This is a genomic window from Burkholderia sp. LAS2 (assembly GCF_018417615.1).
GTDB classification, from domain to species: Bacteria; Pseudomonadota; Gammaproteobacteria; order Burkholderiales; family Burkholderiaceae; genus Burkholderia; species Burkholderia sola.
Genome location: NZ_CP071053.1, coordinates 1,865,427 through 1,886,044 on the forward strand (window position 1 = coordinate 1,865,427; position 20,618 = coordinate 1,886,044).

17 protein-coding genes and 1 pseudogene are annotated in these 20,618 nt (G+C 61.8%); 12 read left to right on the plus strand and 6 right to left on the minus strand.

Features of this window, described 5'->3' with window-relative positions; translation table 11 throughout:
- The first annotated feature begins 82 nt into the window (after positions 1-82).
- Both JYG37_RS28720 and JYG37_RS28725 read left to right on the plus strand, forming a co-directional pair.
- Positions 83-2,305, plus strand: coding sequence for an amylo-alpha-1,6-glucosidase (locus tag JYG37_RS28720; RefSeq protein ID WP_050018224.1), 2,223 nt, complete (start codon positions 83-85; stop codon positions 2,303-2,305).
- Between the two features lie 96 nt (positions 2,306-2,401).
- Entirely contained in the window at positions 2,402-2,653 is a 252-nt protein-coding gene (locus JYG37_RS28725) for a hypothetical protein (RefSeq protein WP_006482135.1), read from the plus strand.
- 484 nt (positions 2,654-3,137) lie between these two features.
- Here JYG37_RS28725 and penR read toward each other — a convergent pair whose 3' ends face one another.
- The gene (gene penR / locus JYG37_RS28730; RefSeq protein WP_124632007.1) at positions 3,138-4,028 is read right to left on the minus strand and encodes a beta-lactamase transcriptional regulator PenR; all 891 of its coding nucleotides are present in this window, start codon (positions 4,026-4,028) and stop codon (positions 3,138-3,140) included.
- Positions 4,029-4,164: 136 nt separating this feature from the next.
- On the opposite strand from penR, the gene blaPEN-B reads away from it, so the two are divergent.
- Positions 4,165-5,103, plus strand: coding sequence for a PEN-B family class A beta-lactamase (gene blaPEN-B, locus JYG37_RS28735; protein ID WP_124632006.1), 939 nt, complete (start codon positions 4,165-4,167; stop codon positions 5,101-5,103).
- Positions 5,104-5,589: 486 nt separating this feature from the next.
- Here the strand turns inward: blaPEN-B and JYG37_RS28740 are convergent, their stop codons facing one another.
- Both JYG37_RS28740 and JYG37_RS28745 read right to left on the minus strand, forming a co-directional pair.
- Positions 5,590-5,790 (minus strand): DUF805 domain-containing protein, encoded by a 201-nt coding sequence (locus JYG37_RS28740; RefSeq protein WP_124557734.1) that lies wholly within the window; start codon positions 5,788-5,790, stop codon positions 5,590-5,592.
- Between the two features lie 608 nt (positions 5,791-6,398).
- Positions 6,399-6,740 (minus strand): annotated as a pseudogene (locus JYG37_RS28745) (integrase core domain-containing protein); the annotation flags it as partial.
- Positions 6,741-7,156: 416 nt separating this feature from the next.
- Between JYG37_RS28745 and JYG37_RS28750 the strand changes: the two are divergent.
- The 8 genes from JYG37_RS28750 to JYG37_RS28785 all read left to right on the plus strand — a co-directional run bounded on the left by JYG37_RS28750 (position 7,157) and on the right by JYG37_RS28785 (position 17,095).
- Positions 7,157-7,840: a TagK domain-containing protein gene (locus JYG37_RS28750; protein ID WP_213346273.1), complete on the plus strand. Its 684-nt coding sequence runs from the start codon at positions 7,157-7,159 to the stop codon at positions 7,838-7,840.
- Between the two features lie 63 nt (positions 7,841-7,903).
- Positions 7,904-10,126 (plus strand): type VI secretion system Vgr family protein, encoded by a 2,223-nt coding sequence (locus tag JYG37_RS28755; RefSeq protein ID WP_502775771.1) that lies wholly within the window; start codon positions 7,904-7,906, stop codon positions 10,124-10,126.
- Between the two features lie 35 nt (positions 10,127-10,161).
- The gene (locus JYG37_RS28760; RefSeq protein WP_213346274.1) at positions 10,162-12,711 is read left to right on the plus strand and encodes a M35 family metalloendopeptidase; all 2,550 of its coding nucleotides are present in this window, start codon (positions 10,162-10,164) and stop codon (positions 12,709-12,711) included.
- Between the two features lie 124 nt (positions 12,712-12,835).
- A complete protein-coding gene (locus JYG37_RS28765; protein ID WP_249746058.1) occupies positions 12,836-13,669 on the plus strand; it encodes a hypothetical protein in 834 nt (277 codons plus the stop codon).
- A gap of 211 nt (positions 13,670-13,880) precedes the next feature.
- The gene (locus JYG37_RS28770; RefSeq protein ID WP_249746059.1) at positions 13,881-14,714 is read left to right on the plus strand and encodes a hypothetical protein; all 834 of its coding nucleotides are present in this window, start codon (positions 13,881-13,883) and stop codon (positions 14,712-14,714) included.
- A 211-nt stretch (positions 14,715-14,925) separates the two neighbouring features.
- Positions 14,926-15,759, plus strand: coding sequence for a hypothetical protein (locus JYG37_RS28775; protein ID WP_249746060.1), 834 nt, complete (start codon positions 14,926-14,928; stop codon positions 15,757-15,759).
- A 213-nt stretch (positions 15,760-15,972) separates the two neighbouring features.
- On the plus strand, positions 15,973-16,809 hold the full coding sequence (locus JYG37_RS28780; protein WP_249746061.1) for a hypothetical protein: 837 nt from the start codon (positions 15,973-15,975) through the stop codon (positions 16,807-16,809).
- Between the two features lie 31 nt (positions 16,810-16,840).
- Positions 16,841-17,095: a PAAR domain-containing protein gene (locus JYG37_RS28785; protein ID WP_080334425.1), complete on the plus strand. Its 255-nt coding sequence runs from the start codon at positions 16,841-16,843 to the stop codon at positions 17,093-17,095.
- Positions 17,096-17,497: 402 nt separating this feature from the next.
- Here JYG37_RS28785 and JYG37_RS34910 read toward each other — a convergent pair whose 3' ends face one another.
- From JYG37_RS34910 to JYG37_RS28805, 3 genes are all read right to left on the minus strand, one after another.
- The gene (locus JYG37_RS34910; protein WP_425543005.1) at positions 17,498-17,878 is read right to left on the minus strand and encodes a winged helix DNA-binding protein; all 381 of its coding nucleotides are present in this window, start codon (positions 17,876-17,878) and stop codon (positions 17,498-17,500) included.
- 92 nt (positions 17,879-17,970) lie between these two features.
- A complete protein-coding gene (locus tag JYG37_RS28800) occupies positions 17,971-19,338 on the minus strand; it encodes an ATP-binding protein (RefSeq protein WP_502776035.1) in 1,368 nt (455 codons plus the stop codon).
- A gap of 5 nt (positions 19,339-19,343) precedes the next feature.
- Entirely contained in the window at positions 19,344-20,006 is a 663-nt protein-coding gene (locus tag JYG37_RS28805) for a response regulator (protein WP_050018128.1), read from the minus strand.
- Between the two features lie 233 nt (positions 20,007-20,239).
- Between JYG37_RS28805 and JYG37_RS28810 the strand changes: the two genes are divergently transcribed.
- Positions 20,240-20,593 carry a NirD/YgiW/YdeI family stress tolerance protein gene (locus JYG37_RS28810; RefSeq protein WP_050018129.1) on the plus strand — a complete coding sequence of 118 codons (354 nt, stop codon included), beginning with the start codon at positions 20,240-20,242 and terminating at the stop codon, positions 20,591-20,593.
- Positions 20,594-20,618 lie beyond the last annotated feature (25 nt).

Below are 20,618 nucleotides of genomic sequence, written 5' to 3' on the forward strand. Positions count from 1 at the left end.
CTGCGCACGTTCGCCGTTCTGGCCTATCCTGTGCGAAACACGCGACGCGCGCCGCGCGTTGCGCCTCGACACAGGAGCATCGATGCCGAATCACGCCGAAGCCACGACGACGCAGGCGCCGCAAGTCGCGCCGATTGCCCCGACCATCGCGTCGGGTCCCGCCTTCATCGCGCCCGAAGCCGATCAGCAGGTCCTCGCGCGCAACAACCAGTACGTGCTGAAATCCGGCGACGCGTTCGTGGTCAGCGATGCGCTCGGCGACATCGGCGGGCATGACGACGGCCTGTTCGTCGACGACATGCGCGTGCTGTCGACCTGGCGCCTGACGTTCGGCGGCCGCGCGCCGTCGCTGCTGTCGGGCGCGACGAGCGCCGACAACGCGTCGTTCACCGCGCACCTGACGAACCGCCCGCTACCGCCGCTCGGCGGCAAGGAGACGCCCGAGGGCGTGATCCATATCGAGCGCATGCGCGTGCTGGCGGGCGACGTGCTGTACGAAGCGCTGACGCTGACGAACTACGGCGCGAGCGAAGCCGAGGTGCCGCTGTCGCTGTCGTTCGCGGCCGATTTCAAGGACATGTTCGAAGTGCGCGGCACGCAGCGGCCGAAGCGCGGCACGGTGGGCGCGCCGCGCGTGGACGCGGGCGCGGTGCGGCTGCGCTACGACGGCCTCGACAGCGTGGAGCGCAACGTGACCGTGCATTTCTCGCCGGCGCCCGACGCGCTGTCGGTCGATCGCGCCGACTACACGCTGACGATCGCCGCGCAGGCGTGCGTGTCGATCTACCTGACCGTCGATGCGACGCTCGGGCCCGCGCAGGCCGAAGGGCCCGGATGCGGCCGCGTCGCGCTGCGCACCGCGCTGGTCGGCGTGCATCGCGAGATGCGCGCACGGCGCGAGTCGATGGCGCGCGTGAACACCGGCAATCCGCTGTTCGACGCATGGCTCGATCGTTCGCTCGCGGATCTCGGGCTGCTCACAACGCAGCTCGACACGGGGCCGTACCCGTATGCGGGCATTCCGTGGTTCTCGACGCCGTTCGGCCGCGACGCGATCATCACGTCGCTGCAGATGCTGTGGCTGCAGCCGTCGCTCGCGCGCGGCGTGCTGCGTTTTCTCGCCGAACATCAGGCGCGCGAGACCTCCGCGTTCCGCGACGCGGAGCCCGGCAAGATCATGCACGAGTTCCGCCGCAGCGAGATGGCCGCGACGGGCGAGGTGCCGTTCGCGCTGTACTACGGCGGCGTCGATACGACTCCTCTGTTCATCGTGCTCGCGGGCGCCTATCTCGAACGCACCGGCGACGATGCGCTGATCGACGAGCTGTGGCCCGCGCTCGAGCGCGCCGCGCAATGGGTGATCGACAAGTGCGACCGCAACCCGTACGGGCTGCTCGATTACCAGCGCACGTCGGAACGCGGCCTCGCGAACCAGGGCTGGAAGGACAGCCACGATTCGGTGTTCCACGCGGATGGCCGTTTCCCGGACGGGCCGATCGCGCTCGTCGAAGTGCAGGCCTATGCGTGCGCGGCGCTCGACGCGATGTCGGCGTGCTCGCGTCGGCGCGGCCATGCGGCCGACGCGACGCGCTACGCGTTGCGCGCGAAGACGCTGCGCGATCAGGTCGATGCGCTGTTCTGGATGCCGGAAGGCGATTTCTACGGGATCGCGCTCGACGGTCATGGCGAGCTGTGCCGCGTGTTCGCGTCGAACGCGGGCCACCTGCTGGCGTTCGGGCTGCCCGACGCCGAGCGCGGCGCGGCGGTCGCCGGCGTGCTCGGCTCGGCGCTGTTCCAGACGGGCTGGGGCATCCGCACGCTGGCGGCCGGCCAGCCGCGCTTCAATCCGATGGCCTATCACAACGGGTCGGTGTGGCCGCACGACAATGCGCTGATCGCGCGCGGCCTGGCGCGCTACGGCGACAAGACGGCCGCGGTGAATCTGCTGCGTGCGCTGTTCGAGGCGGCGGTGAGCTTCGAGATGCGGCTGCCGGAGCTGTTCTGCGGGTTCCCGCGCCGGCGCGGAGAACCGCCGACCGCGTATCCGGTGGCCTGCCTGCCGCAGGCGTGGGCGGCCGGTGCGCCGTTCATGATGCTGCAGGCGTGCCTCGGCGTGAGCATCGACGCATCGCGCCACGAGGTGCGCGTCGAGCGCCCGGCCTTGCCGGAAGGCGTCGACTGGCTGCGGATCGATGCGCTGCGCGTCGGCGACGAAACCGTGTCGCTGACGTTCCGCCGCGTCGACGGCCAGGTCATCGCCGCGGCGGAGCAGCCGGGCCGCGTGCAGGTGGTCGCGGTGCTGTAGCGCGGTGTCGCGCGAACGTTGCGCGATGTCGCGCCACGTTCGCGCGCAGCGGCATAGAATCGTGACATGACCCTTGAACGATGGCGGAGGTAGACGATGACGACCGACAACCGGCCCGACGACGGCGAGCACAAGCTCGAGAATCTCGAAGCGGCGGTCGACCACCTGCACAAGTCGATCGAATCGCAGAGCATCGCGGTCGGCGCGGCGAAGGGCATCCTGTTCAGCCTGATCGAAACGCTCGGCGCACTGATCGGCGATCCCGATCTGCCCGAGCATGCGCGTTCCGGCTACGAAGCGCTGCGCGACAAGGCGAGCGAATTGCGCGGCGGCCTCGACCGTCATTGATGCGCGGGCGGCGCACGCGCTGCCCGATTCGGTGGACGCGGCACAAAACCCCGTGCGCTCAATCAGTTAGGTGCCCCGATACGCAGGATATCCACAAGCTTGCCAACACAATCTGTGGAGAACCGCCCGGCCCTCGGCCGGGCGCGTCGCGCGTGTATGGCGTGCGATTCGACAACCACTCCGGTGCCACACCATTGACCGGTCAAGGTCCGTGGATCGAATCCCCTTGTGTATCAAGATGTTACGCGTCCGATTGGATGGATATCCACAGGCTTGCCAACAAAATCTGTGGACAACTTGCAATCGATTGCGTCGCAATGGTTGACGATCCGGTCGGCAGGGGCTGCGTGCACGAAGCCCGCACGCAAAGGCTGCCCGCTCCATGTATCGGCACACTAATTCGTGCGCGATCAAGGGCTTAGGCCCCGGGTACCCAGGATATCCACATCCTTGCCAACACTTTCTGTGGACAAGCGAGGCCGCGTTACCCGGCCGGCGCCGTGCCGGCCGCTTCCGCGACGATCCAGTCGTGAAAGAGCGTCATCGCGGGCGTCAGCGGTTTCGATTTCAGCGACGTGAGCCAGTAGCCGCCCGCGCGCACGTCGATGTCGAGCGGCCGCGCGAGCTGGCCGAGCTGCAGTTCGCGCGCGAACATGCAGGCCGGCGCGAGTGCGACGCCCGCGCCCTGCATCGCGGCCTCGACCATCAGCCGCGACGAATCGAACACGGGACCGTTGACGGCCCACGGTTCGAGCTGCGCGGCGTCGAACCAGCCGAGCCACTCGTCGGTGCGGTACGAGCGCAGCAGCGTTTCGTTCGCGAGATCGGCCGGCTGCGCGATGCGCCGCGCAATGTCCGGCGCGCACAGCGCGGTGAGCGGCGCATCGAGCAGCCGCTCGTTGCGCGTCGCCGGCCAGTTGCCTTCACCGAAGCGGATCGCGAAATCGAGGCCCTCGCCGGCGAGATCGACGACGTTGTTGTTGGTCCGCAGCCGCAGCTCGACGAACGGGTGCGTGTCGCCGAACTGCTTCAGCCGCGGCATTAGCCAGCCTAGGGCAAAGGTGCCGACGACGCCGAGCGTCAACACCTCGTGGAAGCGTCCGCCGTCGAACTGCTTGAGCACCGTCTCGATGCGGCTGAACGCGTCGCTCAGCACCGGCAGCAGCGCGCGCCCTTCGTCGGTCAGCCCCAGACCGCGCGGCAGCCGTGTAAACAGCGTGCAGCCGAGTCGCTCCTCGAGCGAGCGCACCTGCTGGCTGACGGCGGCCTGGGTCACGCTCAGCTCGAGGCCGGCGCGCGTGAAGTTCAGATGGCGCGCCGACGATTCGAACGCGCGCAACGCATTGAGCGGAAGATGAGGGCGGAGCTTCGTCATAAGAATTTCTTTTGTCAGCGCTCAATTATCGTTGCTTGTCAGGCAACCGTAAAGTCTCGATAGTGCTGTCTCGGCGGCTGGCCGTTTTCAACGCGTCAACCACGTTGCGCCGCCATTCCACCATGAGACAACCGACATGACCTACTCATCGAAACGTCGAACCCTGTTGCTGGCCGCCGCGACGGCGCCGCTCGTTCTTACCGTCACCGCATGCGCGTCGCGACAGGCCGCCGCGCCGGACGAAGCCCCGGCGGCAGCGGCGGCTGCCGCGGATGTGATTGCGCCGGCCGCGGCGGCGGCGATGCTTGCCGACCTCGAGCGCGACGCGGGCGGCCGTCTCGGCGTGTGCGCGATCGACACGGCGAGCGGCCGGGTCATCGAGCATCGCGCGGCCGAGCGCTTCCCGTTCTGCAGCACGTTCAAGGCGATGCTGAGCGCGGCGGTGCTCGCGCGGAGCGTCGAGCGTCCGGGCTTGCTGCAACAGCGCGTGACGTATACGAAGGCCGACCTCGTCAACTATTCGCCGGTGTCGGAGAAGCATGTCGGCGCGGGCATGACGGTCGCCGCGCTGTGCGAGGCCACGATCCAGTACAGCGACAACTCGGCCGCGAACCTGCTGATGAAGCTGATCGGCGGCCCGTCGGCGGTGACCGCCTACGCGCGCTCGATCGGCGACGACGCGTTCCGGCTCGATCGATGGGAGACCGAACTGAATACCGCGCTGCCGGGCGACCCGCGCGACACGACGACGCCTGCCGCGATGGCCGCCAGCTTGCGCGTGCTGACGCTCGGTGACGCATTGCCGGCCGCGCAGCGTGCGCAGCTCGTCGCGTGGCTGCGCGGCAACAAGGTCGGCGACAAGCGGATTCGTGCGGGCGTGCCGGCCGGCTGGACGGTCGGCGACAAGACCGGCACCGGCGACTACGGGACGACGAACGACGCGGGCGTCATCTGGCCGACGTCGCGCGCGCCGATCGTGCTGGCCGTGTACTACACGCAGGCTCGCGCCGATGCGCGGGCGAAGGACGACGTGATCGCGTCGGTCGCGCGGATCGTCGCGCAGACGTTCGGTTGAGCGGCACGGCACGGCACGGCGCGCGTGGCGAGATCCGCGGGCGCGCCGTGCCGCAGTCGTGACCCGCGCGCTCAAACGTTGTGTGATCAACGACTTAGGTCGCGCATGCTCAGGATATCCACATGCTTGCCAACAAAAATTGTGGACAAGCTCGCGCGCGGCGGCGTCCGGCGTGCCGTACGTCACCGTGCCGCGTTTGAAGCAGCACGCACAATGTCTTTCGGATCAAGCGCTTGGCCGCGGTATGCGCAGGCTATCCACACGCTTGCCAACAAAAATTGTGGACAAGCAGGGTAGCCGGCGTGGCAGGCGGCGCGTCACGTGCCGACGCGGTACACAACCGCGCTTGCGCGGCCGTGTGCCGCTTTCGAAGCAGCGCGAACAAAGTCTTTCGGATCAAGCGCTTGGTCGCGGTATGCGCAGGCTATCCACATGCTTGCCAACACAATCTGTGGACAAGCTCGCGTGCGGCTGCGGCCGCAACGCTCAGGGCTGCCGATCGTCGACGGCGGGCCAGCGCGCGAACGCGAACACCCACAGCATGACGAAGTTCAGCACCGGGACGAACATCGTCAGGATCCACCAGCCCGACAGTCCGGTGCGCCGAACGATGCGCACGTACGGATAGATGACGACGGCGACGAGCACGAGTGAGACGATCAACTGCCACGCGGTGAAGTGTTCCATGGCCTTCCTCGGAGTGAAATGTCGTCATGCGGTGCCGACGCAATGGCCGGCCCGGGGCGCCGACGCGCGTCGCCGGCGATGCGCGGCCGCGTGCGGCTTGCGTGATCTTGATGCGCGACGGGCGCGGGCGTCAAGGCATCGGCGGCGCGCTGCGATCGCATTGAAGCGTCCGTGTTCGCGCAGGCCGAACCCGCGCGCTGCCGAAACGGTGACACGCGACACGAACCATAGGCCGATCAACGAGTTAGCGCAGGCTTGCGCAGGATATCCACAAGCTTGCCAACACAATCTGTGGGTAAGTAGCGCATCGTCGTGGCATCGTGATGCGAAGTGCGGCGAAGCGGTGTGCGCGACGGCCATGACGCGCGCCGCGTCTGCATCACGCGTGCCAAAGTCCATCGGATCAAGGGCTTAGCGTTGCGGTGCGCAGGATATCCACAAGCTTGCCAACATTTTCTGTGGACAACTTTGACGGTGGTAGCGAACCCTTGTCAGGCGGGCAAGATAGACGATGCGGCGAAACGGGGTGTGGCTGCTTCAGGCCATTCCCACACGATTCCCCATCCCGCATGATGAATTGACATGCAACCCCGCTGGAGTTGCCCCTGTCATACCGGACGCGGCATTACAGTAAGGATTGCTGAATCCATCGAACGCCGGAACTCGCGAGGCGAGCGATGTTTCAGCGCGCTATGCGAGTGCTTCTCGTTGCAATGCTCGCACGCGATGGCCATATTGCATGCAGCAGTCGCTGCGTCCGGCGTCGGCATGAAGGCGACGTAGTCGCGTTTCATCGCCTTCACGAAGCGCTCGGCCGTCCCGTTACTTTGCGGGCTGCACACCGGCGTGGTCAATGGCTTCAGGCCGATGGCCACTCCGAACCGGCGCGTGTCGCCAGCCGTGTAGCCCGAACCGTTGTCGCTCAGCCACTCGATTTCGGGCGGGGTATGTGTGTCTTGTTACCTCAAGAAGTCAGGATACCTATTGATATGGGTGGGATTTATCTCGACTTGTCGTGTGGTTGATGCGGTCTGCTGGTTGTTGTTCTGCTGGTGTGAATTTGCTTCGGCGGACGGCGCAAGCCATATGACGGACGAGTGTCCAGAAGGCTGCAATATGTCCGAGCCGCCCGATTGGGTTCGCGTGAGGCAGCAAGTCACTTGCCGTTGTTCGCTTGAGCCATCCGCGGTTGTGCAGAAGTTGTGTATGCAACTTATATGCGGGGCATGTCCATTGTCGCGACAAAAGAAATCACACCCTGTGATTTTTGCTAGGTTTTTGTCAATTTCGGACGTGTCTTATGTGATTTTCCCCGAGTGCTCGGTAAATTCGACGCAGGAGAAATTCCGTTCGATGGAGATGAAACGTGCAGGACGATACCTCAGGCAAGGATGTCGCTCGCTTTGGCGATTCAACGGATCACGACGGCACGGTCATTCACGTCGCGGACAACGTTATGCGCGGGGGATTTCGGGCGTTGTCGAGTGGTGATGAATGCGGCAGTGGGGCAGTATTTGGCCTGCTTGGATCATCAGCGTCCCTTCGTGGCAGCGAGGCCCTTCGCGAGCTCGATGACAATAACGTTGCTGTGGAGGACGAAAATATTATTGCGTCACTGTACAGTCAATACCTCAGATTTCTCGATGATCCGCTTTCATTGGCCGAGTGGGCAATCTCTTATACACCGGAAGCCACGCCATCTGCGTTGCCCGTGCAGGCTGAACCGGGATTGGGTTTGCTCACTATGGTGGAGTTGCCGCCGCAACCGGTTAAGCCGGTTGCCAAGCTCCAGGGGATCATGGAGCTACTCAGGCCTCCGGTCAAACTTGAACAGCTGTTCGGCGACCTCAGTGGGGTACCGGACCTCTGTGAACCGGAGCAACGGAACGACGTGCTGGGTCTGTTCGCGCCTGCCGAATTCCTCGCAGCCGCATCACGCCATGCTGCCCAGCGGCTACCCGAACTGACGCGACGCGAACATCATATGGTCGCAATGGATAGCCCCGTGTCCCTGCCGGTCGGGTTGTTGCCTGATAGCGAAACGTCCTGACGAGTCAGTCTGCATACGCTCGCCGAGTAGCCCGATACGATCCATCTTATTGTCGGAATCACCATGTCCAACGCGTTTGACGTTCAGAAGCTATATCCGGTTATGCAGAAATTCAGCCGGTCCCGAACGCTCTCTATCAGTGGGGCGGCCGTCCCGTTATCGCACAATGGCGAACCTGTATTGCAACTGGTTGCGATCGAAGGCGAGGAAGAACTTTCCAAAATCTACACCTACGATTTGGAGGTTAAAACCTCGCTCGATGCGGGATTGAGTGACGAAGAGGCGGCGAATCTCAATACGCTCGACATGATTGGGAAGGAACTGACCGTCACCATCCAGCTTGACGGGATGGGCACTTTTGTCCCTGGAATGCCAGGGGCGACCGGTGCAGCAAACGTCGGACGCGGGTTACGCGAAATCAGCGGGATTATCACGGCAGTGAGTTTTTCCGGTCAGTCAAACCGACAGAGTAGATATCGACTCAAATTGCAACCGTGGATCGCGCTAGCTGAGAAACGCTCGGATTACAGGATTTTCCAGAATAAGTCTGTTATTGAAATCATTCACGAAGTGCTGAGCGACCACTACCTCTACTCGTGGGACATGCGGCTAAGCGAGTCCTATCCGAAGCTGGTCTATCAGGTCCAGTATGGCGAAACCGACTTTCATTTTATCCAGCGTCTAATGGAAGAAAACGGGATTTACTGGTTTTTCGAGCATTCAGATACGGTGCATCGCATGGTCCTGGTGGACCAGTTGGGGGCGCACAAGCCGGTTGACAGTGAAGCCTATCAGACGCTGTCGTACTATCCGCCAGGCCGCAGGGTTGATATGGAGCACATCGACAACTTCGATACGACTGCGCGTATCCAGTCAGGTCAGTGGACCACGAACGATTTCGACTTTACGCGGCCAAGGGCAAATCTGGAGGCGCAGATTCAGTTGCCGCAGGACACCTCGCACAATACGCTTGAACGCTACGAGTGGCCCGGCGACTACACCGAGCGGGAGGCCGGTGAGCAGTTTGCACGGATACGCATGCAGGAAATGCGTGCCCTGGGCGAGCGGGGCACTGGCGATGGGAATGTACGGAACGTTGTGTGCGGGACGACTTTTACGCTGGCGGGCTTTCCGCAAGCCGGTGCAAACCGCGAATACCTTGTTCTCCGGGCTCGGCTGGATGCGGCTGAACTCGACGGGGCAACCGATACCGGCGAATACCGGATTCGGACACGGTTTGAAGTGCAGCCGGCCACGACCGTTTTCCGTCCACCGCGCACGGTCAGCAAGCCACGCACAACCGGCCCGCAGACGGCCATTGTCACGGGGGCCGACGGGAGCGAAATCTACACGGACCAGTACGGCCGGGTGAAGGTGAAGTTCCACTGGGACCGCTCGCCAGTACATGATCAGACATCATCTTGCTGGCTGCGAGTCTCCTATCCGTGGGCAGGCAACAACTACGGGACCATCAGCGTTCCGCGGGTCGGCTCGGAAGTGATAGTGGACTTCGAGAACGGCGACCCTGACCGGCCATTTGTGACGGGGCGGCACTACAACGCGCACAACATGCCGCCGTGGGAGTTGCCCGCCAATGCGACCCAGAGCGGCACGCTGACGCGCTCCACCGATGAAGGCGGCTACGAAACCGCCAACGCGCTGCGGTTCGAGGACAGGAAAGGCAGGGAGGAAATATGGCTCCACGCCGAAAGGGATATGCGAACCGAAGTTGAAAACGATGAATCGCATACGGTTGGGCATGATCGCGCGAAGACAGTCGGACATGATGAATCGGTGACGATTGACAACGATCGTACGGAAAAAGTCGGCCGCGGCGAACAGGTCGAGATTGGTGTAGATCGTCGTCACACCATTGGCCAGGATGCGTTCCTTTCGGTTGGGCGCGATCACCGCATCCAGATCGGCAAGGATCGAATCGAGGAAACGGGCAACAATCGCAAGGACACCATTGCGGCCAACTTCCTGGTCACGACTGGCGGCAACGCCGAACACAAGGTGCAGGGGCGTCACCAGATCGAGGCGGGGCAGGCTATTGAGCGCAAGACCCGTATCTACCAGCTACAGGCGGGCGACAAGGCTGAAATCATCGGCCCGGCCGGAAAGATCACGCTCGACGGTGAGGGCGTCACGATTGAAGGAGTCCGGATCAAGCTGAAGGGGCCGGTCCAGACCGAGACCGGCTGGGTCAAGAATGCCCTGGACATGCGCTCAGACGTGAACAAGGGCGATCCGTTCACACCGGACTACTTCCCGTTTTCAGGCTGACGCCTGCCGTTCATTCCATCAAGGAACCGTGTCTCGTGATTGTGACTTTCCCATTTGAAGACGATCCTTATTACTGCGCTCCGCAGCCAGCGTCTTACCCGCAGTCAGCCAGTGCCGCGCTAAGTACGCCAGCACTTGTCCGCAAATATATTGATCTCGCGAAGCACGTCGCGGGAGGTGTATTCCCGGTAGGGCGCAACCGCTTCTGGCACGGCGGCGTACACCTGAGCGGAAAAAAGCCGGTGCGCGCGGTCGCGGACGGCACCATCGTCGCGTTCCGACTGGATCGGGACTATATCGACAGCGAACTCGACCGGCAGATCAAGGCGGCCGCACCCGTGAAGGCGTCAGCGTCGAAAGCCAAGCCACAGCCGTCACCGCCGCGGCAGTTCAGCAGTAGCTTTGTACTGATTCGGCACGAGTGCGAGGTCAATAGAGGCGGCGGTGAAATGCAGCCCGTGGAGGGCGTTTCGCCGGGTGTCAGCGCGAGCATCCCCAGATACATCGGGGCACACTTCTACTCGCTCTACGCGAATCTGCTGCCGCAGAAGCAGTTGCAGAACAAGGCAGTCCTGCCGCCGTTTCTCACGACCACCAATACAATTGTTCCGGTTGCCGCGTTGCGCGGGGACGAAGTAACGGTAAGCGCGGTGATCGATGACGGGCACCACATGGTCAAGATCAGGATTACTGACATCAATACCCGCAACAGTGGCGAGGGATGGATCGAGCGCATGTATCTGGACGTGGAGCCAGGCGCTCCACTGAGGCCCGAGCAGAAAATCCGGCTGGGCTACCCCATTTCATTCATGTATTGCTGCCATCCTACGGAAAAGCGGTGGATGCCGTTGGACTGCACCTTCTCATTGGAGTATCCGGTCAGGGCCGGACAGGTGATTGGTTACGCCGGGATAACGGACAGCGATCTTGGCCCGGTGGCGGACAGCTTCCACTTCGAGATTTTTACGGGTGAGAACAAGTTGGTGAAGCAGATGAAGCCGCTTGTTCCGCTGAACATTAGCGACCCAAGTTCGTCGTACCAAGAATATGCGGATGGACAGAAAAGCGATGGTATGGGGAAGGTGTGGTTGACGCGGAATGCAACGCTGGCCAAAGATGTTTTTTCAAGTGAGGGTGGATTATCCGCGTCAAGCATGAAAGTGTTTCCAGCCGGCTCCTGCTTTTTTGCAGCGATACCCTGCGGGTTGGATGGAACGAAGCCTGATTTGGTTAGCGACCTGATATGTTTCAAGCTATTTGGAATGAATGGAAGCACCTACTACGCGTACGCCGATCAAGCGAGGGCCGTAGCCGATGGGCGGGAATTTGTCCGCGACGCGTGGGTGACGCTGACTACCGATAGCGACTGGGTAGCGCGGGGATGGCAGGCCTATGAGGATAGCGAACTGAATACGAAAGACGACGGCTTCGTTGAGGACGACGATGCGGTCATGCAGAAAATCCTGTCTGCCGCGCACAAGTCTTCTGCGAGCCTGAGTCTCGATGATCTTCATGCTGATGGCGTTGACGCGATCTTGCGCACCGCTGCTGTCCGGTTTCACACCGAATGGGACAGCAGTAACAACAGCAAGCGATACGACAAACTTCAGCAAGGTGCCCATCCGCCGCTTCCGCAATTATCCGACAGCCAGTTCAAGGCGTTCTTGCAGGATATTCAGCGTCAGCAGTTCTGGAGCGACGCGAAGGTACAGCAGGATGGTGTGAACAATGCCATGAAGCCGCTATCCACGCCGATGGATACGAAGAACTGGCATTTCCATCCAGTGGGCTTTCTGGCCCAGATGCGGGAATGTCTCGCAACGGACGCAACGCTGTCCGAGGAGGCGTTCGAACTGGAAATCCGGCAGAGCTGGATAACCTGCCTGAAGCTGATCGAGAAGCGCCTCAAACAACTCGAACCCTGGGCGGACGCCAACGCCGCCATGCCTGATGCGCCCTCGGCGCGGGCGCCAGTCGTCAGGGAATATGCGACTCTGCAAACGATTCACAATGTTGCTCATCACGATCTCTGGTCGAACTTCGAATACTGGTTTGGCGTAACGCCCAATGACATCGCTGCCCCGGAAACGTTGCACGGACAGCTTGCAGCCAAGCCTGCCGGGCATCACGTCCACAACTACCTGAAAGGCATGCGGGAGTTCTTCCGCCATATATCCATGCAACGGGTGGTCAAGGGCGCACTGGGTTTTGAGGCAGGTGCCTATGTGCAGCCGGGGTTGTATCCAGTCAAGGCGCTCAAGCCCGCCCAATCAGGCTTCCGGATGGAATACGTCAATATCGCCTGCCAGTATGGTCCATTCTTCCGAAGCTTTAATAACAGGGGGCCGGTCGATCAGAACCGTATGGAAATCCAGTTGCACGAGGTGGCGCATTTGCAGAATACCGCTCATGCCCAGGACCAGAAGATCGATGTTAACGGGGCACACGACCCTGACAGATACAACGGAAAGACCGCCTATGGGGCACGCGCGGCACGGGTACTCGCCGAATTCACGCCCAACAGGGCGTTAGCTAATGCCGAAAGTATTGCATTTTTTATCGAGAGCGCAAAAGATGAAACCTGACCGTCTGACAATGAACGGCGTTCGCACCATTATTTCGATTGGAGGGATGGTGGCACTGGTCGGCTGCTCGTCTCTTGCGGAACAGCAAGCGGCGCCGCCTTCGAACCAAACTACGAAAAGTTCTATGAACGACAAGCAAAGTGGAAACCAGACGGGTGTCGTGCCGAATGAGCGGGTAACCTGGGTCAAGAATCCGTTAATCACCCAGATTAGGTTCCATGACGCGATCGTACGTGACGATAGCGTTAAAATTCGGTACTACCTTTCTTATATCAATCCAAGTAAACGAGACGTTAAGTGGACCGGTAAACCGACACCTGATGGTCCTGCAATGCGGCTGTATTCGGGGGGCAAGGAGATTAAGCCTGCCCCGCCTAAGTACAGTGGTATTGAGCCTTATGTCGCGGCTCCCCGGGACGAAGATATAAAGCGATCTACCCATGTGGTGAAGGAAAAGGAGAAATGGGTAGGCGAAGTTGCAGACGAATTTGTGATCTTGAATAGCCAGTTCCTTCCTGGCACGCACGTCTACGAGATGGTCTACTGGCATACGCAACTCGACTGGATCGACGTGCGCGAGGTTCTGGACCGTACCGATACGGGCAAAGGCAGGATGATGTATCCGATCACGGACAACGCGCCGTCGAACCGCCTCTATTTCAGAGTCTACAAGCCGACCGATGAAGAAGCGCGTGAGGGGCGGCACATTGAATTCCTCGGCGAAGTGGATGCCCGTACGCAGATCCCCACGCTGCCGTACGCCCGTCCGGGTGACTACGCGCCAAAGACCGGCTATTGGGCCGCGACGGGCAAGAGCATCGAACGGCTCGGCGGCTATCACGAAGTGTTCGTGAAGGAAGGGGATTCACTGCCGAACCTGCCGGGGGACCGGGGCGTGGACCCTTTCAGTTTCCAGTGGAAGTACGTGGGCGAACAGAGTGCCGCCGCTGGAAAGTAACGGGTACTCGCCGAGCTCATGCCCAACAGGGCGTTAGCGAATGCCGAAAGTATTGCATTTTTATCGAGAGCAAAGGATGAAACCTGGCCGTCTGACAATGAACGGCGTTCGCACCATTATTTCGATTGGAGGGATGGTGGCACTGGTCGGCTGCTCGTCTCTTGCGGAACAGCACGCGGCGCCGCCTTCGAACCAAACTACGAAAAGTTCTATGACCGACAAGCAAAGTGGAAACCAGACGGGCGTCGTGCCGAATGAGCGGGTAACGTGGGTCAAGAATCCGCTGATCACGCAGATCAGGTTTCATGACGGAAAGCTTGGCAGCAACTATGTCGAAATACGGTACTACACCACATACATAAATCCGAGCGATGGGGACGTTAAGACAACGGGCAAGCCCACGCCGGATGGTCCTGCAATGCGGTTGTATTCGGGAGGCAGGGAGATTAAGCCTGCCCCGCCTAAGTACAGTGGCATTGAGCCTTATGTCGCGGCTCCCCGGGACGAAGATATAAAGCGATCTACCTATGTGATGAAGGCAAAGGAGAAATGGGTAGGCGAGGTTGCAGACGAATTTGTGATCTTGAATACCCAATTTCTTACTGGCACACACATTTATGAAGTCGTCTACTGGCATACGCAACTTGACTGGATCGACGTGCGCGAGGTTCTGGACCGTACCGATACGGGCAAGGGCAGGATGATGTACCCGATCACGGATAACGCGCCGTCGAACCGGCTCTATTTCAGGGTCTACAAGCCGACCGATGAAGAAGCGCGTGAGGGGCGGCACATTGAATTTCTCGGCGAAGTGGATGCCCGTACGCAGGTCCCGGCGCTGCCGTACGCCCGTCCGGGTGACTACGCGCCAAAGACTGGCTATTGGGCCGCGACGGGCAAGAGCATCGAACGGCTCGGCGGCTATCACGAAGTGTTCGTGAAGGAAGGAGATTCACTGCCGAACCTGCCGGGGGACCGGGGGGTGGACCCCTTCAGCTTCCAGTGGAAGTACGTGGGCGAACAGAGTGCTGCCGCTGGAAAGTAACGGGTACTCGCCGAGTTCACGCCCAACAGGGCGTTAGCGAATGCCGAAAGTATTGCATTTTTATCGAGAGCAAAGGATGAAACCTGGCCGTCTGACAATGAACGGCGTTCGCGCCATTATTTCGATTGGAGGGATGGTGGCACTGGTCGGTTGCTCGTCCCTTGCGGAACAGCAAGCGGCGCCGCCTTCGAACCAAACTACGAAAAGTTCTATGAACGACAAGCAAAGTGGAAACCAGACGGGTGTCGTGCCGAATGAGCGGGTAACCTGGGTCAAGAATCCGTTGATCACGCAGGTCAGGTTCCATGACGCAATCGTACGTGACGACAGCATTAAAATACGGTACTACCTTTCCTATATCAATCCAAGTAAACGGGACGTTAAGTGGACCGGTAAACCGACACCTGATGGTCCTGCAATGCGGCTGTATTTGGGGGGCAAGGAGATTAAGCCTGCCCCGCCCAAGTACAGTGGTATTGAGCCTTATGTCGCGGCTCCCCGGGATGAGGAAATAAAACTGTACGCCAACAAGGTTAAGGCTGAAAGTAAATGGACTTCAGATGGCCCCGGTGAATTTGTGATTATGAACAGCCAGTTCCTTCCTGGCACGCACGTCTACGAGATGGTCTACTGGCATACGCAACTCGACTGGATCGACGTGCGTGAGGTTCTGGACCGTACCGATACGGGCAAGGGCAGGATGATGTATCCGATCACGGATAACGCGCCGTCGAACCGGCTCTATTTCAGGGTCTACAAGCCGACCGATGAAGAGGCGCGTGAGGGGCGGCACATTGAATTTCTCGGCGAAGTGGATGCCCGTACGCAGGTCCCCGCGTTGCCGTATGCTCGTCCGGGTGACTACGCGCCAAAGACCGGCTACTGGGCCGCGACGGGCAAGAGCATCGAACGGCTCGGCGGCTATCACGAAGTGTTCGTCAAGGAAGGGGATTCACTGCCGAACCTGCCGGGGGACAGGGGCGTGGATCCCTTCAGCTTCCAGTGGAAGTACGTGGGCGAACAGAGTGCCGCCGCTGGAAAGTAACGGGTACTCGCCGAGTTCATGCCCAACAGGGCGTTAGCTAATGCCGAAAGTATTGCATTTTTATCGAGAGCGCGAAGGATGAAGCCTGACCGTCTGACAATGAACGGCGTTCGCGCCATTATTTCGATTGGAGGGATGGTGGCACTGGTCGGTTGCTCGTCCCTTGCGGAACAGCAAGCGGCGCCGCCTTCGAACCAAACTACGAAAAGTTCTATGAACGACAAGCAAAGTGGAAACCAGACGGGTGTCGTGCCGAATGAGCGGGTAACCTGGGTCAAGAATCCGTTGATCACGCAGGTCAGGTTCCATGACGCAATCGTACGTGACGACAGCATTAAAATACGGTACTACCTTTCCTATATCAATCCAAGTAAACAGGACGTTAAATGGACCGGTAAGCCGACTCCTGACGCCCCCGAAATACGCCTGTATTCAGAGGGGCAGGAAATTCAACTTGCGCCTCCACGCAAGTCGAATGGCATTGAGCCATATGTGGCGTCTCCGCGAGATGAGGACATTAGATTGTATTCCTACGTTTTAAAGGCAGAGGAGAAATGGACGACAGATGGGCCAACCCAATTTGTAATCGAAAATACCCAGTTCATTACGGGCACACACATTTACGAAGTCGTCTACTGGCAAACCCAGCTCGACTGGATAGACGTGCGCGAAGTTCTGGACCGTACCGATACGGGCAAGGGCAGGATGATGTATCCGATCACGGATAACGCGCCGTCGAACCGCCTCTATTTCAGGGTCTACAAGCCGACCGATGAAGAAGCGCGTGAGGGGCGGCACATTGAATTCCTCGGCGAAGTGGATGCCCGTACGCAGGTCCCCGCGCTGCCATACCCCCGTCCGGGTGACTACGCGCCAAAGACTGGCTATTGGGCCGCGACGGGCAAGAGCATCGAACGGCTCGGCGGCTATCACGAAGTGTTCGTGAAGGAAGGGGATTCACTGCCGAACCTGCCGGGGGACCGGGGCGTGGACCCCTTCAGCTTCCAGTGGAAGTATGTGGGCGAACAGAGTGCCGCCGCTGGAAAGTAACGGCTGATCAATATCACCATCGGAGATTTTCATGCGACCCGTTGTGCTTGTCGGACATCGCCATGTCTGTCCGTTGCACGGACCCGGAACTGTTATCAGCGGCACGGACGGCGTGACCGTCGGGGGGAGAAAAGCGGCCTGTGTCGGTGACTCTACGAGTTGCGGTGCTGTCATCGTCACCGGGGGCGTAACCACGTTTGGCGGCCGGGCGGTCGCCCGCGAGGGTGACACCACCAGCCACGGCGGCACGCTGGTCGAGGGCGATAACGGCTGGTTGCTTGATTGAGCGGAACAGGGAAAGCACGCCATGATTCAGCTTCCAGGCAGACATGCACCGGGCGACGCACCGGCGTCCGCCGAGTCGCCGCAGTTTGTCGCTGTTCGCATGAATCTCAATAGTAAACAGGACGGGGTGGCTACCGTTTGTGTGGCGGTAGGCAAAGTTCTGCACGCGTTCGCGTCTTATTTTGACGCGACGATCAGAGCAACGCACTTGGCTACGCCGAACAGCCGCATCGGTGTTTGGGGGTAGGGCATTTGCCGCCGGGGACGATCCAGCCACCCAACCGGGACGGCTGCAACGTGCTTCTGCAATCGGGTTGGGTTGCCCGCCAGGGACGATTGATTACTGGACCGGACAACCAGCCGTCAGGATGTTTTCTTGAACTTCGCCGGGCAGGTCATGCCCTCACGCCGTGCAGATACCGGCCACGCCGACTTTCTGGAACAGGTGCGGGCTCGCGACGGCGGACGACGGATAGGCCGGCAGCACGCGGATCGCTGCATCCAGGTCAGCCGAACTGAAGTCGCCGGCGATGTCGCGGACATGCTGTTGCCACCGCCCGACCACGGCCTGATAGGACGCCTCGCCGAGAGACGTCGGCGCGTGCAAAGGGGAACGCTTGTGTGCCGGATCGGGTAGCGGCCCAATCAGCCCTTCGCCGGTCAGCACGTCGATCTGTTTCAGCACCGCCTGCCGACCGGCCTGCGGGTCGAGCGAATCGCCGACGACAACTGAGTCGGGTGCGTAGCTGATCTGCCGGGCGCATTTGCCGCGCACGCACGACAAACCCTTTTCGATCAATGGCTTGGTGCCGTTAATGGACGGTTGTCCACAAGCTTGCCAACACAATCTGTGGAAAAGCCCTGCGTCGCGCGGCGTCAGGCCGGCTGCGTAAAGCGCACCGTGACGGTCAGCCCGCGCCCGCCGCGCGTGGTGCCGAGCGCGACGGTCGCGCGATGCTGTTCGGCGATCCGCTTGACGATCGACAACCCGAGCCCGCTGCCCGACGACGTGACCGCCTGCGCGCCTTCGCCGCGATAGAAGCGCTCCCACACGTCGGTGCGTTCGGCTTCCGGAATGCCGGGGCCGTCGTCGGCGACTTCGAGCACGGGCGTCTCGCCGTCGATGCGCGCCGACACGTCGACGCGCGCGCCTTCGCCCGCATAGCGGATCGCGTTGTCGACGAGGTTGTTCAGCAGCACGCGCAATGTGTCGGCGTTGCCCGATGCCATCACGGGGGCGTCGACGATCGCGCCGAGATCGATGCGGTGCGCATCGGCGACGCGCGCGCGGTCCGACACCACCGAGCGGCACAGCGCGGCGAGATCGACCGGCGCCGATGCGACGGCGGCCGCCTGCGCATCGGGTTCGAGGCGCGCGAGCGTCAGCAACTGTTCGGCGAGGTGGCCGAGGCGCGTCGTGCCCGCATGGATTTGCGCGAGGATATGCTCGCGTTCCTCGGCCGTCGCTGCACGCCGCAGCAGTTCCGACTGGATCGACAACCCCATGATCGGCGTGCGCAGTTCGTGCGCGGCATCGGCGACGAAGTGCCGCTGCAGCGTGAACGAGCGGTCGAGGCGTGCGAGCAGATCGTTGATTGCTTCGGCAAGCGGGCGAACCTCGTTCGGCATCGATGCGACGTCGACCGGCTCGAGGTTGTTCGCATTCCTGCGTTTCAGGCCGGCCGCGATCGCCCGCAATGGCCGCAGCCCCGCGCCGATGCCGAACCACAGGCCGAGCGCGAGCAGCGGCAGCATCGAGAACACCGGCCACAGCAGGTGGACGGCGATGCCCGCGATCGCTTCCCATCGTGCGTGGCGTGCCTGCGCGAGCCGGATCGTCGTGCCGCCTCGCTCGGTCACATAGGTGCGCCAGGGCTGGCCATCGACGTCGACGCTCGCGATGCCTTTCTGCTCGGGCGGCGGCAGCTTCGAATCGCGGTCGGTCGAATACACCAGCGTGCCGTTGTGCCACACCTGCAGCAGCACCGCATCGGGGTCGCTCGCTTCGAAGCCGTGCTTGCCCTTGGCGTGGTTGCTGAACGACAGCTCGCCGTTCGGGCCGACGACGATCTGTTTCGACATGCTGCGCATCTGGTCGTCGAGCAGGTCGTCGAGTTCGCGCAGCGCGCCCCAGTAGGTGCCGGCGCTCGCGACCAGGCCGATCACGCACGCGGCCGGCAGCAGCCACGTCAGCAGGCGCCGCCGCAGCGACGCGTTGCGCCAGCGCGCGACCGCGCGTTGCATCCGCGTCACGTGCCGTCACCGATCCGGTAGCCGACGCCGCGCACCGTGCGGATCATGTCGTGGCCGAGTTTCTTGCGCAGGTTGTGGATATGCACCTGCACCGCGTTGCTCTCGATTTCCTCGCCCCAGCTGTACAGCCGTTCCTCGAACTGTTCGCGCGAAATCACCGCGCCCGGTTCGCGCATCAGTTCGTGCAGCAGCACGAATTCCTTCGGCGACAGCGGCACTTCGTCGTCGTCGAGCCAGACGAGGTGCTTGACGGGGTCGAGCCGCAGCGGGCCGATCGCGAGCGTCGTCTGCGCGCGGCCCGCATGGCGGCGGCTGACCGCGCGGATACGGGCGAGCAACTCGTCGAGCTCGAACGGCTTGACGAGATAGTCGTCCGCGCCGCTGTCGAGGCCCGCGATGCGGTCGGGCACGCCGTCGCGCGCGGTGATGATGATCGCGGGGAGGGTTTCGTCGCGGCGGCGCAGCGCGGCGAGCACCGACAAACCGTCGCGGTTCGGCAGCCCGAGATCGAGCAGCAGCAGCCCGTAGCTGGTCGCACGCAGCGCGAGCGACGCGGCGTCGCCGTCCTTCACCCAGTCGACCGCGAAGCCTTCCTGTTTGAGGCCCTGTTCGAGCCCGCTGCCGATCAGCGGATCGTCCTCGACGAGCAGTACGCGCATGGATTGGTGTCTCTCCAACGGGGGCGCGGCAGCGCCCGGGGTTCTCATGATAAGCGCACGCGTCTTAGGCGGAGCTTAAATGCGGGCGGCGTGCGGCGGGCTTTCGTACTCGTCCTATGCGGCAGCGTGTCACTTGGGCGCGACCTTCAGGTTTGCTTAATCTTACGGTCCGTAATCTGGCGCCGTCGCGTTCAACGGAGCGCGGCGCCACATCGAAGAAGAGGACCGAGATCATGAAACACCTGGCCAGAATCCTGGCGGTCGCGCTCGTCGCGTTGCCTGCTGCCGTCCATGCGCAATACACGGGGCCGTCCGCGCTGACCACGACGACCGTGAAGGAACTGCTCGCCAACGGCAAGGACGACCAGCACGTGCAGTTGCAGGGGCGCATCGTCAAGCACGTCGGCGGCGAGGATTACGAGTTCGCCGACGCCACCGGCACGATCCACGTCGAGATCGACCGCAAGCTGTGGGCGGCGGGCCAGCCCGTCAGCGACAAGAACGAAGTGAAGCTGACCGGCGAATTCGAGCGCAAATGGTCGGGCCGCGTGAAGGTCGACGCCGATCACGTCGAAGTGCTGCGCTGACCGGTGGGCGCGGGGCCGGTGATAC